This window comes from Streptomyces sp. B15 (assembly GCF_018070605.1).
Taxonomy (GTDB): Bacteria; Actinomycetota; Actinomycetes; order Streptomycetales; family Streptomycetaceae; genus Streptomyces; species Streptomyces smyrnaeus.
Map to the genome: position 1 here is coordinate 73,992 of NZ_JAGPXJ010000007.1, position 13,975 is coordinate 87,966.

General features: G+C 68.9%; 16 protein-coding genes and 1 tRNA gene. 6 read left to right on the forward strand and 11 right to left on the reverse strand.

Annotation, left to right across the window (positions count from 1 at the left end):
* Positions 1 to 32 precede the first annotated feature (32 nt).
* Positions 33 to 578 (forward strand): carboxymuconolactone decarboxylase family protein, encoded by a 546-nt coding sequence (locus tag KBY19_RS05575; protein ID WP_210965280.1) that lies wholly within the window; start codon positions 33 to 35, stop codon positions 576 to 578.
* Between the two features lie 21 nt (positions 579 to 599).
* Here the strand turns inward: KBY19_RS05575 and KBY19_RS05580 are convergent, their stop codons facing one another.
* Positions 600 to 1,100, reverse strand: a complete 501-nt coding sequence (locus KBY19_RS05580) for a DUF5949 family protein (RefSeq protein ID WP_210965281.1) — start codon at positions 1,098 to 1,100, stop codon at positions 600 to 602.
* Between the two features lie 284 nt (positions 1,101 to 1,384).
* On the opposite strand from KBY19_RS05580, the gene KBY19_RS05585 reads away from it, so the two are divergent.
* Complete coding sequence (locus KBY19_RS05585; protein ID WP_099884194.1) at positions 1,385 to 1,831, forward strand: hypothetical protein; 447 nt, start codon at positions 1,385 to 1,387, stop codon at positions 1,829 to 1,831.
* Between the two features lie 311 nt (positions 1,832 to 2,142).
* Here the strand turns inward: KBY19_RS05585 and KBY19_RS05590 are convergent, their stop codons facing one another.
* The 5 genes from KBY19_RS05590 to KBY19_RS05610 all read right to left on the reverse strand — a co-directional run bounded on the left by KBY19_RS05590 (position 2,143) and on the right by KBY19_RS05610 (position 5,109).
* Complete coding sequence (locus KBY19_RS05590) at positions 2,143 to 2,550, reverse strand: rodlin (protein ID WP_180289951.1); 408 nt, start codon at positions 2,548 to 2,550, stop codon at positions 2,143 to 2,145.
* Between the two features lie 140 nt (positions 2,551 to 2,690).
* Positions 2,691 to 2,972 (reverse strand): hypothetical protein, encoded by a 282-nt coding sequence (locus KBY19_RS05595; RefSeq protein ID WP_099884198.1) that lies wholly within the window; start codon positions 2,970 to 2,972, stop codon positions 2,691 to 2,693.
* Between the two features lie 380 nt (positions 2,973 to 3,352).
* Positions 3,353 to 3,970, reverse strand: coding sequence for a chaplin family protein (locus KBY19_RS05600; RefSeq protein WP_307843443.1), 618 nt, complete (start codon positions 3,968 to 3,970; stop codon positions 3,353 to 3,355).
* 164 nt (positions 3,971 to 4,134) lie between these two features.
* A complete protein-coding gene (locus KBY19_RS05605) occupies positions 4,135 to 4,371 on the reverse strand; it encodes a chaplin (RefSeq protein WP_099884201.1) in 237 nt (78 codons plus the stop codon).
* 336 nt (positions 4,372 to 4,707) lie between these two features.
* Positions 4,708 to 5,109, reverse strand: coding sequence for a rodlin (locus KBY19_RS05610; protein WP_099884203.1), 402 nt, complete (start codon positions 5,107 to 5,109; stop codon positions 4,708 to 4,710).
* Positions 5,110 to 5,487: 378 nt separating this feature from the next.
* On the opposite strand from KBY19_RS05610, the gene KBY19_RS05615 reads away from it, so the two are divergent.
* The gene (locus KBY19_RS05615; RefSeq protein ID WP_099884205.1) at positions 5,488 to 6,414 is read left to right on the forward strand and encodes a universal stress protein; all 927 of its coding nucleotides are present in this window, start codon (positions 5,488 to 5,490) and stop codon (positions 6,412 to 6,414) included.
* Positions 6,415 to 6,950: 536 nt separating this feature from the next.
* Positions 6,951 to 7,973 carry a hypothetical protein gene (locus tag KBY19_RS05620; RefSeq protein WP_210965282.1) on the forward strand — a complete coding sequence of 341 codons (1,023 nt, stop codon included), beginning with the start codon at positions 6,951 to 6,953 and terminating at the stop codon, positions 7,971 to 7,973.
* A 68-nt stretch (positions 7,974 to 8,041) separates the two neighbouring features.
* Here the strand turns inward: KBY19_RS05620 and KBY19_RS05625 are convergent, their stop codons facing one another.
* The 3 genes from KBY19_RS05625 to KBY19_RS36250 all read right to left on the reverse strand — a co-directional run bounded on the left by KBY19_RS05625 (position 8,042) and on the right by KBY19_RS36250 (position 11,081).
* Positions 8,042 to 9,178 (reverse strand): branched-chain amino acid aminotransferase, encoded by a 1,137-nt coding sequence (locus tag KBY19_RS05625; RefSeq protein WP_210965283.1) that lies wholly within the window; start codon positions 9,176 to 9,178, stop codon positions 8,042 to 8,044.
* A gap of 312 nt (positions 9,179 to 9,490) precedes the next feature.
* Positions 9,491 to 9,811, reverse strand: coding sequence for a hypothetical protein (locus tag KBY19_RS05630; RefSeq protein ID WP_099884211.1), 321 nt, complete (start codon positions 9,809 to 9,811; stop codon positions 9,491 to 9,493).
* Between the two features lie 337 nt (positions 9,812 to 10,148).
* Positions 10,149 to 11,081, reverse strand: a complete 933-nt coding sequence (locus KBY19_RS36250; protein ID WP_247690630.1) for a hypothetical protein — start codon at positions 11,079 to 11,081, stop codon at positions 10,149 to 10,151.
* A 179-nt stretch (positions 11,082 to 11,260) separates the two neighbouring features.
* Between KBY19_RS36250 and KBY19_RS05640 the strand changes: the two genes are divergently transcribed.
* Positions 11,261 to 11,440 (forward strand): hypothetical protein, encoded by a 180-nt coding sequence (locus KBY19_RS05640; protein WP_210956179.1) that lies wholly within the window; start codon positions 11,261 to 11,263, stop codon positions 11,438 to 11,440.
* Between the two features lie 167 nt (positions 11,441 to 11,607).
* Here KBY19_RS05640 and KBY19_RS05645 read toward each other — a convergent pair.
* Positions 11,608 to 11,712 (reverse strand) — tRNA-OTHER (locus KBY19_RS05645).
* 75 nt (positions 11,713 to 11,787) lie between these two features.
* Here KBY19_RS05645 and KBY19_RS05650 point away from each other — a divergent pair.
* The gene (locus KBY19_RS05650; protein ID WP_210965284.1) at positions 11,788 to 12,717 is read left to right on the forward strand and encodes an aminoglycoside phosphotransferase family protein; all 930 of its coding nucleotides are present in this window, start codon (positions 11,788 to 11,790) and stop codon (positions 12,715 to 12,717) included.
* Here the strand turns inward: KBY19_RS05650 and KBY19_RS05655 are convergent, their stop codons facing one another.
* Complete coding sequence (locus KBY19_RS05655; protein ID WP_210965285.1) at positions 12,718 to 13,974, reverse strand: hypothetical protein; 1,257 nt, start codon at positions 13,972 to 13,974, stop codon at positions 12,718 to 12,720.
* Between the last annotated feature and the right edge of the window lies 1 nt (position 13,975).

The following is a 13,975-nucleotide window of genomic DNA, read 5'->3' on the forward strand; positions in this document are numbered from 1 at the left end:
CCACGTTGACCACTTTAGAAGAGAGCGCAGCAGTGCCTGAAAAGACGTTCACCGATCTGTCACCGCAGTCCGCACCCGTTGCCTCGCGCCGCATCATGGAGGCCACCCGGCAGCGCCTCGGATTCCTTCCCTCGGCGATGGCCCGTCTCGCCGTCTCGCCGCACACCTTGGAAGCGTTCACCAGGATGAGCGCCGCCTTCGAGGACACCAGCCTGGACGTGCTGGCGCGCGAGACCGTCGTCCTCACTGTCGCGACCCGCAACGGATGTCACGTGTGTGTGGCCATGCACACCCGCAAGTTGCGCGCCCTGCAGGCGGACGAGGAGCTGATCGAGGCCCTGCGCGGGGCGCGTCCGCTCCCCGACGCGCGCCTGGAGGCGGTACGCGTCTTCACCGTCGAGGTGCTCGACCGGGCGGGCGACGTGGACCAGAAGGCGCTCGACGCCTTCCTGGCCCACGGCTACACGGCGGAGCAGGCCCTCGAAGTCGTCCTCGGCATCGGCACGTACACCCTCTCCACCCTGGTCAACCGGCTCACCGGCGCACCCGTCGATCCCGAACTGGAGCCGTATGCCTGACGCTCCCGGCGCCTTGCGGTCTCAGCGTGCGAGCCTCCGCACGGGCAACAGGCAGTGCGCCGACGCGGCCAGCATCTCGTCGCTCACGAACTCCCGGAGCGCCTCCTGGTCGATCCCGTTCTCCAGGCGGGCCTGCGGCCAGGGGTGGGTCGCCAGCAGGAAGTAGACGTGCCCGCGATCGTGCGCCGCCGCGACCCACTCGGGCGGTGTCGGGTACTGCACCGACATCTTCGGCATCGTCAGAGCCACCTGGCCGGCCTCGACGAGCACGGAGACCGGGAACTGCCGCCCGCTCGAGGTGGCGTCCACGATGTCGCCGCCGACCGTCAGTCCGGCCCGCTCGGCGAGCTGTCGCATCGCCGCGACGGTCTCCTCCCGGGTGCCCGTGCCGTCGCCGAGCGAGAAGAGGAGCAGGAAGGCCATGTCCCGCCCGTCTCCGTACTCACCGGCCCAGCCGACCACGCTGAGGGTGCCGAACTGTTGCTGCTGAATGCCGCCTTGGGCGGTCTGGGGGGAGGTCATGGACGGGCACCCTAGTGGCGCCGAAGGCCGCAGCCGGTACCGGAATCACCCTGGATGACCACATTAAGCGCCTGTGCACGCCACCGAGCGTACGGTCGCTCAGCTGTACGTCCTCCCGGTGCTGACGCCTGTCACCCGGAGGCCGCCCGGAGGCCACGCGCCATCGGGAACCCTTCGGGCCCCCTCGGCAGGCTGGAGACAGACCTTGCCAATGACTACGCTAAGAAGCTGTCCGGTCACATAGTGTTGCCCTTCATTCGGGCAACTCGTACTCGGTGGTGAACATGTTGAATTCCGGAACCGCCCGTCACAAAGCACCCTCCCCGCGCGTCCTCGCGCGGGCAGGGGTGCTCGCCGCGGCTGTCGGCGCGGCGCTCGGCTCGGCCGTTCCGACAGCTGGGGCGGCCGAGCAGGGTGGCGACGGGAAGTCCGGCGGTGAGGTCGCGGTCGGGGTCCTGGCCGAGACCGTCACGACGCCTGCGCAGGAGACGGCAAGGGGGGCCGGCATGGCGCTCGGTGGTGCTTTGGGCGCGGTCAAGGATCTCCAACTCGATCCGTTGGCCAACACCGGCACCGACCCGTTGGACAACTCCGTCGGCACCCAGATCGCCGACTTCCGTCCGGTGAGCACCGCGGCCGTCACCGGCCCGCTCGCCCGCGGCGCCTCCCTCGGCGACCTACCGCTCGTCGGCCCGCTGGTGACCAAGGCGACCGACACGCTGCAGGGCTGAGACCGCCCCGCCCGCCCCGCCCCGATCTGCGGCGCAGCTGTCGCGGCGTCAGGTGCCGCCCACGGCCCGGCGGCGGCCTGCCGCCGTGGCACCAGATGACGGCGGAGAGCGTCAGGTGTCGCCGCAGCGGCAGCGGCAGCTGTCACAGTGGCAGAGCTGCCGCTGCCGCTGCTGTACTGTCGCCGTCACCGCCAGGACCCTAAGCGCAGTCACCGCGTCGGTTGTCGCCGCGGCAGCACGCGAAGAAGCCACCGGCTGGATGCCGGTGGCTTCTTCTATGCGGGTCCCGCTTCGACGCGTGGTCCTGCGTCTCAGCGGTTGTTCTCGCCGTTGGCGGAGAGCGCCGAGATGTCGTCCAGGATGTGCGACAGCGGCTCGTCGCCCTTGGCCTGGGACGAGTTCTGCGAGCACTTCTGGGACTGGTAGGCGGACAGGACGTTGATGTCCTGGACCGTGATCGGGATCAGGCCGATGAGGGAACCGACGTTGATCTTCTCCATGGGCAGGAGGCAGAGCCTGTTCAGCGAGCCCTGGATGAGCTGGTTCTGCGGGCTCAGGTTGCCGTACGTGGCGGCGTTGCTGTCGCTCTGGTCGGCGCCGTTGCCGTTCACGGTGGTGGTGCCGGTGTCGTTGCCGGTGGCCAGCGCCTGCGGGGCGGCCATCGCGGAGATGCCGACGAGTGAAAGGGCCACCGTGGCGGTGGACAGGGCCTTCTTCATCATGGGTTCTACCGTTCTTCCTGGAATGGTGCGGAAGTCTGGGACGTCGGGTCTAACTGTCTTCCGCCTCATGAGTTTTTCCTTTTCACCTGAATGGTGAGTACGCCGTGACCCGAATTTCCGTTACTGACGCGGGGTCGTCACTCGACCAGCGGAAGTCCGCCCAGCAGATTCTGATCGCCGATCAGTTTCCCGTCCTGCAGGGGGCGCTTCACTGCTTTCACCAAGGCGTCGAACTGCGGGCCTTCCACACCCACCGGGGGAGAGGAGGAGAGCAGCTCGCCACTTCCGAGGGCATAGTCGAGGCCGCGGTTCAAACTCACGCGCGGACCGACAGGCGCCTCGTTCGCGAAGGCGGGCGACGCCGCTCCCAGAGCCATCACCGACCCCGCGACGACAGCGGCGGTCTTCCTGTTTTTCATACGGTGTTTCTTCTCCCGGAAACTGTGTGATGTTCCGACAGCGCCTGCCCCGGTGCTGCAACCGGTCACCTGGAAACTTCCCCTTCTCTCCGATACGCGCCACAATGCCCGATGCCCAATCCTGGCCCGAGGCGCAACGTGAAACGCGGAACGCGGAACAGTACGCGGGGGAAACAGGGCGTGAGGCGGAACAGCGCGTATGGCGAAACGGCCGTATCGCGGAACAGCGGTAATGGCGGTTCCGCGATACCCGGACGTCCGCTGCACGGGCCGGTAGGCGGAGTGCGACGAATGCGACCGGTACGCCGAGTACGACGCGACGACGTAATGACGTAGCGACGTAACGACGCGACGATGCGCGACGCTCCGAGGCGTACGGGTCAGGCGTGACGCCGTGCGGCGCGGCGGTACAGCACCACACCGCCCAGCAGCGTGCCCACGCCGAGAGCCGCCGTGCCCCAGACGCCGGACCCGCCGGTCTCCGCCAGCGCCTCGGAGGGCGTGCGCTCGGGCTCGGCCGCTCGCGGAGCGGTTGGAGCGGCTTCCTCGGCGTCGACCGGCGTAGCCGCCTCCGGAGCACGCTCGCCGGTGCCCGGATCCGCGGGCTTCTCGCCGCGGTCTTCCACCGGTTCGGCGGGCTTCTCCGGAGCACGCTCGGGCGGGCGCTCCTGGGCGTTCTCCGGCGGCTCCTCCTCGGTCTGCTGCTTCGGAGGCTGCTTCGGCTCCTCCCTCGGCTTGTGGTGGTGAGGAGGTGTCTTCGCGGGGGTGTGGCCGTTGACGCACTTGTTGCCGAACGCCGGGTTGAGCAGCGCGACGACGTTCACCGTGTTGCCGCAGACGCTGGCCGGCACATGCACCGGAGCCTGGACCACGTTTCCCGACCCGACGCCGGGGGAGCCGGCGGCGCCACCACCGGCTCCCGCGTCGGCCTGTGCGTACCCGGCTGCGCCGGTGAGTGCTCCCGTTGCGGCGGCAGCGGTCAGGAGGCTTTTACTCAAGACCTTTCGCATGGTCTCTTCCTGCTCTCAGTCTGGTGCGGAAGGCGCGGAATTCCGACGATCCCGTATCCGCCTCTCAAGAAACCGGACGGCTCCGGCGCGTGGGCTCCACTCCCCGCACCGGAGCCGTCCGAACTCGTTCCCGCGCACGAGGGCGGGGAACGTCAGTCGGCGACGCAGGTGTTGCCGAACGCCGGGTTGAGCAGACCGATGATGTCGATGGTGTTGCCACAGACCTGGATCGGGACGTGAACCGGGACCTGGATGACATTGCCCGAGATGACACCGGGGGAGTTCGCGGCGCCACCCTGGGCGCCCGAGTCCGCGAGAGCCGGAGTGGCGGCGGTACCCAGGGCCATCAGCGTGCCTGCGGCGACGGTCGCGACCTTCGTGTACTTCACGTGGGAGTCCTTTCTCAAGCGGGGTTCCCTGGACCACGGATTTCGTATGTCCACGAGTGCTGGCTGATCGCCCGCAACTCCGCTGTCGCCATTCGTAACGATGTCACGTTCCGTACGACACGAGTTATGCCGAATTACCTGCTCCATCCCTCTGATGGAGTAATGGATCGTTCTGGCTACGTCACGGGTTACGTCATTCGATGAGGTGGACCCGGATGCGGAAATTCCTTCGGACAGATGACGGTCCACAAGCGCCAGCGCAAACAGCGGAAGGCCCGGGGCGTAGCCGCCCCGGGCCTGTTGCCCGCGTTCCGCTCTGGCCGCAGCCGGAGCTGCTTAGCGGTTTCCGGTGCCGTTGCCGGAGAGGAGGGGGATGTCCTGAAGAATGTGCGAGAGCGGCTCGTCGCCCTTGGCCTGGGTGGAGTTCTCGACACACTTCTGGGTTTGCGGGCTGGACAGGATGTTGATGTCCTGCACCGAGATCGGGATGAGGCCGATGAGCGAGCCCAGATTGAGCTTGTCCGGAAGGGCGATACAGGGCTTGTTCAGCGAGCCCTGGATCAGCGCGAACTGCGGGCTCCAATTCCCGTAGGTCGCGGAGTTCCCGTACATCTGGTCCGCGCCGTTGCCGTTCACCGTGGTGGTGCCGTGGTCATTGCCGGTGGCCATGGCCTGGGGGGCGGCCACACCGACGATGGCTGTGGCGGCGGCGGCAGTGGCCAGCGCGTTCTTGATCATTGATAGTCCTCCTGATGTGGAGCTCAGACGCGGAGCGCACTGGACAACTCGGTCACGCGGTGTTGGTTGCGCATATTCACCCGGACGACAACCACTGTGACCAGCGACGATGTGATCCTCGTGTCATCGGTCCGGTCTCTTGGCGCTCGCCTCCCCCCGCATACGCACCACGGGCAGAAAGCACCATGACGACCGCCACGACCGCCACGACCGCCACGACCGCCACGGCCGTCGCGCGGTGGGGTGGGGACGCGCCCGCCCGTTCGGGCCATCCGCCCTGCCGTCCAGGTCGGCAGACGGTATGCCTGGAGGGGTGGCCGAGGAACGTGTCGGACCGAAAAGCGTGGCGGCGGGCGGGTCGCGGAAGGGAGTGCGGCCGTGAGCGGCACCGTAGTGGTGGGAGTGGACGGCTCCCCGTCGAGCCTGGCGGCCGTCGACATCGCCGCTCAGGAGGCGAAGCTCCGCGGCGGCTCACTACGCGTCGTACACGCGTTCGTCTGGCCGATGATGAAGGTCCCGCTCGGTCCGTCCGCCGTGGGTCCTCCCGAAGGCGGACTGCGCAGCGTCGCCCACCGTACGGCCGAGGAGGCCGCGGCTCGCGCCAAGAGCTCCCAACCGACCGTCGAGGTCACCCACGCGGTCATCGTCGGTGAGCCGCTCTCCGTCCTCACCACCGAGTCGCGCGACGCCGAACTCGTCGTCGTCGGCACACGCGGCCTCGGCGGCTTCACCGGACTGCTCGTCGGCTCCGTCGCCGTCTATCTCACCGCACACGCCGAGTGCCCCGTGCTGGTCACCCGCGGCAGGAAGCACCCCACCGGACCGGTGCTGCTCGGGGTGGACGGCTCCGAGGTGGGTGACGCGGCCGTCGGCTGGGCCTTCGAGGAAGCGTCGCTGCGCGGGGCCGAACTCGTCGCGCTGCACAACTGGAACGCCTGGACGGGCCCGGTCGCCGCGGGACCGAGCGTCCAGGTCCCCACGTACTACGACGTGGACCTCTACCGGGCGGAGGAGGAGAGCGTACTGGCGACGGCCATCGCCGGGTGGCGCGAGAGGTACCCGGACGTGGAGGTGACGCCCCGGCTCGTCCAGGAGTACACCAGGCAGGCGCTGATCGCGGCCAGCGAGGAGTCCCAACTGCTCGTCGTCGGCGCCCGGGGGCGGGGCGGTTTCACCGGACTGCTGCTCGGGTCGGTCAGCCAGGCGGTGCTGCATCATGCGGACTGCCCGGTGGCGATCGTACGGGCGGACCGCGAGCGTCGGCACGCGCCGTCGTCGCACCGGGGACGGTTGACGGACGGCTGACGGAGGGGTGACACGGCCGCTGAGGGGTGGCGGTTCGGTGTCCCCAAGGTCGAATTGCGGTCCAACTGCTGCTCTCACAGCGGAGTTGAGGCATCCTGCCGGAACGTGGACCAGTAGGTGCTGGGCCCGGCGACATCCGCCGGCCGCCCGGCGACACCGACCGCGCCCCTCCGGCCATGCACTCAGGAGCCCCCACCATGTGTGCCTGTTGTCGCCCTCCCTTCCGGCAGCTGTCCCGCCGCCACAGGCCCGGACGTCCACGGGCCTCCGTAGGCGTCGTGCTTGCGGCCGCGGCTGCCCTTCTCATCAGCGCGGGGGCGGGGTGCGGGAGCGGACACGTTCCGGACGCTGTCGGCACGGGCAGCACGGGTGGTACGAACGAGTCCGGTGATGGGCGCAGCGGTTCGCGCAGCAACGCGCACGCTGAGGCCGGCAGTGGTGCGCGCGGCGGTGCTCGCGATGACGGGAGCGGTGACGGGCGTGGTGACGGCGGTCGTACGAGCGTGCCGTCGTCGGGTCCACGTTCGCACGGTGCCGTGACCGTCGCACAGGCACGCCGCATCCTCGACCGTTACGAGAAGATCGCCACGAGGGCCGACCGGACCCGGGATGCCGCCCTGCTGGCCGAAGTCGCGGCCGGAAACGTCCTGGAACGGCAGACAGCCGGCTACAGGCAGTACAACGCCCTTCCGCGGCACGAACGGGCTCCGTTCGCCCGGCCGACCGACTATCGAAGCCCCGCGTTCCATATCCCGGCGGGCGCTCCCTGGTTCCTGGTGACCGCCACCCGCGCCGCCCCCGCATCCCAGCCCACCGTGCTGGTCTTCGCCAGGGAAGGCGGAGCCGAGAGCGGGACAAGGGCCGGACGTGAGACGAGAGCTGAAGGCAAGAGGACAGAGCCAGACGAAGGCATGGAGACGACTGAAGGCAAGGGGACAGGCGAAGGCGAGGCCAGGGCCGAGGGGCGGCGGAGGGCGAACGGCGTGCGTGAGGGGCGCACGATGACCCGCTGGCGCCTACGTGTCGCGCTCCCACTACAGGCCGCCGGGCCGCTGCCCCGCATCGCGACGACCCGGTCCCGCATCGCGACGGAGGTCGACGCCACCTCCCGGAGCGGCGGGCCACGTCCGCGCCCGTACGACGTCCAAAGGGCGTACGAGGACCTGTGGCAGACGGGCGGCACCGACGAGGCAAGGCTGCTAGCCCCCAACGCCGTGACGACGGAGGCGCGTTCCACCTACCGCCACCGTGACGAGGAACTGGGCGCGGAGGGCGCCCGCAGACACTTCGTACCGGTGTCGCCGCGCCACCGTGACAGCTACGCGCTGCGTACCGCGGACGGGGGAGCGCTGGCGGTCGTACCGCTTGCGCACGAACAGCGGCTGCGCGTCACCCGTCCCGATTATCAGATCACCCCCTCCGACGAAGAGGCCGTCTACGACCCCGCTCCGCGCTCGACCGTCATCAGCACCTTTCACGGCCAGGCGCTCGCCCACCTGCCGCGGCAGGGGCGGCCGGCGGTGCTGTCGGCGAAGTACGCCCTGGTGGACTCGCGATGAGGGCTGTTGAACGGGGGCCCTGGACAGACGGCGACGACCTGATCCAGTGAGCGAGCCGCACTGCGCTGTCAGCACACGCGGTGCAGCCAGCCGTGCGGGTCCTCGGTACGGCCGTACTGGATGTCCAGCACGTGTTCGCGCAGCTCGACCGTCTTCCTGCCCGGTGAGCCATCGCCGACGGTGAGTTCGTAGTACCGGCCGCCGTCGCCCGGGTTGCCCGGGATGCCCGCGTGGCCTTGCCGGGCCTCGCCCTTGAACCCGGTGATCGGAGTGACCACGGCCGCCGTCCCCGCGGCGAACGCCTCGACGAAGGTGCCGTCGGTGACTCCGGTGCGCAGCTCGTCGATGTTGACCGAGCGTTCGATCGGAGTCAGCCCGTGCTGGTCGGCCAGCGTCAGCAGGGTGTCGCGGGTGACGCCTGCCAAGATGGTGCCCAGTTCCGGCGTGACCAGGTGCCCGTCCGAGGTGATCAGGAGGAGGTTCATGGTGCCGGACTCCTCCAGATTGCCCTTCCCCGCGCTGTCGAGATACAGCACCTGATCGCAGCCGTGCTCCGCCGCCTCGCGCTGCGCGGCCAGGCTCCCGGCGTAGTTGCCGCCGCACTTGGCGGCACCCGTACCGCCCTCCGACGCGCGGGCGTACGTGCTGCTCACCCACAGGGTGACACCGGTGACCCCGGACTCGAAGTACGGCCCCGCGGGGCTCGCGATCACGGCGTACTCGACGCGGGCGGCGGACCGTACCCCCAGGAACGCCTCGGAAGCGAACATGAACGGCCGCAGATACAGGCTCTCCTCACCGGCCGGTACCGGAACCCACGGTTCATCGACCTCCACCAGCGTGGCGCAGCTGGCGATGAAGTCCTCCTCCGGCAGCACCGGCAGGTCCAGCCGCCGCGCTGACTGTGCGAAGCGCCGCGCGTTCGCCTCCGGTCGGAACAGCCACACACTGCCGTCGCCGTGCCGGTACGCCTTCAGCCCTTCGAAGATCTCCTGCGCGTAGTGCAGCACGGCGGCGCTGGGGTGCAGCTGGAACGGCTCCAGCGGTCCGACCCTGTGCCCCGCCCAGCCCCCGTCGACCGTCCAGGTGGCCGCGGCCATGTGATCGGTGAAGTACTGCCCGAAGCCCGGCGCCGCCAGGATCGCCGCCCGCTCCTCCGCCCCCACGGGCCGCCCACTTCGCACCACGGCAAACTCAGTACTCACACCGACTCCTCCCGCCACACAACTCCCGACACCCGCCACGACTGCCCGGAATCGTAAGGTGCCCGACCCGCCAGGACACGGGTCGTACGCGGTACGGCGAGGCGCCCCCGGTGGCCGCCGCCGTGCGCAGCCACCGCGCACCGCAGCCACCGTCTGCTGTACCCACCGCCTGCTGCACCCACCGCGTCATCGCGGCCAGGCAGACCCGGGGCAGGGGCGCAGGCCCCGGGCAGGGGGCGGCGCGCGCACATACGGACGCTCGGGCTCATACCCCACGCGCACCGCCCGCCCCTACCGCAGGCCGCCCTCGGCCTACCCCAAGCAGTCGAACGCGTACTCGGCGGTTCCGCTGCCCTTCCAGTACACGGTGCCCGTCCCGTACGCGGGAATCGACACACAGTTCGGGTTCTTCCCGGAGCTCAGCTGGACGGACCCGCTGATCTCCACCCCGCAGTCGTTGCGCAACGAAGCCCAGCCCGGCCCCTGCTCGGTCAACTCGGCACAAGCCCCCAACACACTCGGCACAGCCGCGTCATGCGCTGCCGCCCCGGCGGCCTGAGCGGGTACGACGACCAAGGCGGCACCGGCCGCCAGCACACCCAGAACACGCGGAAGTCGAAACACGAAGGGCACGAAGAGTCCTCCCGTTGGCGGTGCGGAAACAAGGCTCGCCGCCCCCGGCCCGCACCCCCGGACGCGCCCTCGCCGACGGCCGCCACCCGCCGCACGCTCAGGTACGACTGGTCTCGACCACCGACCCAGATCCTCACCCACCCCCCACCCCACCGCAAGCCCCCGGCTGACACCCTCCAACTGCCGGCGGGCCCCACGCTGCGGGACCCCGAAGAATGCACGAAAGCTCTCACAAACCCCGCGTACGCGTTCCCGGAGGACGAACGACGAGCGACGAACGACGAGCGACGGACGCCAGGTCGTCCGTCGGCCACCCGCTCGCTGATGGCTCCGCCATTCAGCTCTCGCACCCACCGGTGCTCTCGGGGTTCTCCGGCTCGTGCCTCGACGCAAGGACCGATTTCAGTAGATCCTCGGCGGCGCGCAGTCGTGCACGTAGCTCATGGACTTCCTTGCCCTGTTCCCGCCGACCGAGTTCGGTATTGCGACGCAGACTTTCCTCTTCACGAGCCCAGGTGAAGTACAGCTCGGCGCGACGGGAGTGGAGACTGTTCAGCTTCTCAAGGAGGATCAACCGCTCTTCTCGGACGGACCGCAGCTCGTCCTGGAGGCGCTCGATGCGTTGGCTGTGTTCCTGGCGCTCGGCTTCCAAAGCAACGAGCCGCTGGCGTAGTTCCTCGTTGCGTCCCCGCTCATGACCCAACCGTTCGTGCAATTCGGCCAGACGGTCGGTGAGATCGGCCCGGGCCTCCAGTGCGGACAACAACTCCTTACGTGTCTCGCCCTCGCGACGACTGCGCTCGGCCGCTCGACCATTGAGGTCTTCCTCTGCGGCGTCGAGGTCGGGAAGAGACAACACCACTGTGTTCGACTGTTCGTCCTTCTCTTCTTCCCAGAGGCCGGGGGTGGGTAAGGCCAATGGCGACGTCTCGTCGCGCACAGCGATCCATAGTGCCCGGAACTCGTCCAGCTCGCCGCCCAGGGCCTCGGCGACAAGTTCCAGCGGTCCCCAGCCAGGCGGACTCTCGCAGCGCAGCACGTTCCCCACCGTCGTATGGCTGATCGCCTTGCCGGTGCGCTGTGCGACGACCCTGAAACTCGGCTCGCCTCTTTGCCGATGCAGCAGCTGAAGTCGGTACCGGAGCCGCTCCAGCGCCGACCCCGAAGCAGTCCCTGATGCTGCCGACACCATCGCTCCCCCCTCGATCTGCTCGCGCGGCCGATCATCCCAGGAGCTGCGCCCGGGTGCGCTGGTTTCCCGGAGGCACATGGGCGAAACGGTCCGTCAAGTTCTGTAAGCCGACGGTCCGAAGCGTCACTTCATGGAGGCCCGCGTACGAGTCCGGATGTGCATGTCCTCGTTCGTACGGTCCGGAGAACGGCGCGGGAGTGTGGAAGGGCCCAAGCCGCCCGGGCCCAATGCCCACCCTCCTAGGAGAAATCACGCCCATGACGCCCTACGCCCTCGCCCTGTTGCCTCTGATCGGCCTGGGAGCCGTCAGCTTGCTCGTCTACGTCCTGACCACCGTCTACCTCTGGTCGAACGACGCCGGGCGCCGGAGCAGGGCCTGGCGAGTGCTGCAGGCGCTGCTGCACGCCGCTGAACGCGAACGCCCGGGAGACGCATGACGCACAGCCCCGGCCGGGACCCCGGCTGCCCCCACCAACGCCATCACAACGTGATCACTGGCCTGGGGCTGCTTCGGCCGCACCCGCCTGCATCTGATCCCCGCACGAAGAACGCCCCGCACCAACATCAGAGCTGGTCACAGGGCGTTGCGGCACTTGCACAGAAGTACCCCCGGCAGGATTCGAACCTGCGCACACGGCTCCGGAGGCCACGGAAGCGGCGGACAGCGGATGGCGTCTGACCTGCGAGGGAAGGGCCACGTTCCAGGGGGGGTGACCAAGATCATTACGCTATTACTACGTGAACGGCCTGCCGGGCTCCCGGCGGGGCCGGTAGCGTCGTGGCCATGGTCTCGGATGGTGGCGAGTCGGGTGCCCGGGTAGCGGTGTTCACCGAGGACAGTGCAGGCGCGATCCTTCGGGAGGCGTGCGCCTCAGCCGGTCTCGACCCTACGGGCGCGGAGCTGCTGCGACTCGGCTCCAATGCCGTGTACCGGCTGTCGACCGCGCCTGTGATCGTCCGGATCGCACGGGACACCAAGGCCCTGGAGGAGATGCAGAGGGCTGTCGGGGTCGCTCGCTGGCTTGAGGCGGAGGACTTCCCCGCCACGCGAGTGCTGGGTGACGTGGAACAGCCGGCCGTCATTGGTGGCCGGGTCGTCACGTACTGGGTGAACCTTCAGGACGAAGTCGAGTACGCCCGCCTGGACGAGCTGGCCGACCTGCTGAAGCGGCTGCACTGGCTGGAGGAGCCGAAGTCGCTCGGGCTGCCGCACTACGATCCGTTCGCCAAGGTGTGGGACTCGCTGGGTGCTCTCGGCAACGGCGTCTCGGACGCGGATCGCTCGTTCCTGGAGGAGCGGGCCGGAGAGCTGAACAAGGCGTATGACCGTCTGGACTTCGTGCTGCCCTTCGGCATGATCCACGGAGACGCCAACGTCGGGAACTGCCTCCGCGACCGGACCGGACGCGCTGTCCTCATCGACCTCGACGGCTTCGCGCTGGCTCCTCGTGAGTGGGACCTGGTCCTCACCTCGCTCTACTACGAGCGCTTCGGCTGGCACACGCGGACCGAGTACGAGTCCTTCGTGCATCACTACGGATTCGACCTCATGAACTGGCCGGGCTACCCGGTGCTGGCCGACGTGCGTGAGCTGATGATGACGCTGTGGCTCGGGCATCAGGTGACGACGAACAGCAGGGCGGCAGAAGAGTTCCCTCGGCGGGTCGACAGCATCCGGACCGGAGGTAGCCGGAAGGATTGGCAGCCGTACTGATCAGCGGCTTCCGTCGCGTTGCCCCTCCGCAGCGACCCACAGCCGGTGCCCACTCGCCTGCTCGCGGAAGGAACGGACAGCGGCTGTCTCTCCCACTGCCGACAGGCCGTCCCGGAACTCCTTGAGGTAGCTGACGCATCGCGCTGACTTGAGCTGTTCTCCAAGATCAAGAGCGTCGAGGGCTACGCGGCATGCCTCTTCGGGATCTCCGGCCCGAAGGTGGGCGTCGGCAAGGACCATGGTGGCGAAGAAGTCGCTCCGCACGTGGCTGCCGCTCATGGCGTTCTCGGCATGGGCCACGGCTCGGCGGGCGCTGTTCACGTCGCGGAAGCAGTGGGCGGCCTCGGCTGCCAGCTCGGCCTCGTCGAAGTAGGTGATCCACTCCGGCTCGTCGCTGCTGTTGCGGCTCTCCAGCGCCTTGGTGGCCTCGCTGAGTGCCTGTTCGCACGCGCGGATGTCACCCGTACGGGCAAGGGCGCGGGCCTCCATCGCATGGAACTGCGCCATCAGGGTCGGTGTCGCCACGCCAGAGATGCCCATACGTGCGGCTCGGGCGAGTGTTGCGGCCTCGGTGTAGTTGCCCAGGAACGTGGCCTGGTGGCTCATCGCGGACAGTATGCTCCCCGCCAACCGGCGGTCGTCGCCGTCCTGGGCGAGACGAAGCGCCTGGAGGAAGTACCGCTGAGCAAGGCCGTGGTGACACGCGTCGTACGACATCCAACCGGCCAGCAGCGTGGACTCCGCGACCGTGGAGAACAGCGCCCGGCCGACAGCTTCCGTGTACTGGCCCGTGAGTAGGGGCGCCACATCCCGACTGAGGTACTGGACGACGGACTGTCGCGCATGCTCGCCGCCGAACCGGTCGTCCATCTCGGCGAACATGTCACTGGTCGTCTTGATCATCGCTACGTCGGCAAGTCCCACCCGTGCGCCATCCGTGCGGGCGGGCGACGGGAAAGAGGGGTCTGGTGCAACCAGCCACCGCAAGGACGCTTCGCTCCACGCGTGCTGTGACGCCTCGGAGAGCAACAGCGGCTCGTAGCCGTGCAAGTCGGCGCGCCACAACTGGCTGACGGTCTGAAACGCCTCCTCCGGGGTCGGCGGATAGCGCGTCTCCAGCAAGCGGGAGTCCTGGCCGACGGCGGCACTCAGCCCCAACTCGGCCGGAGCGATGCCGAACGCCTCGCAGATGAGTGCCCCGTAGAACTCGTCGGGCGTGCTGTGCCCGTTCTCCCAGGTTGCGATGCGGCGCTTCACG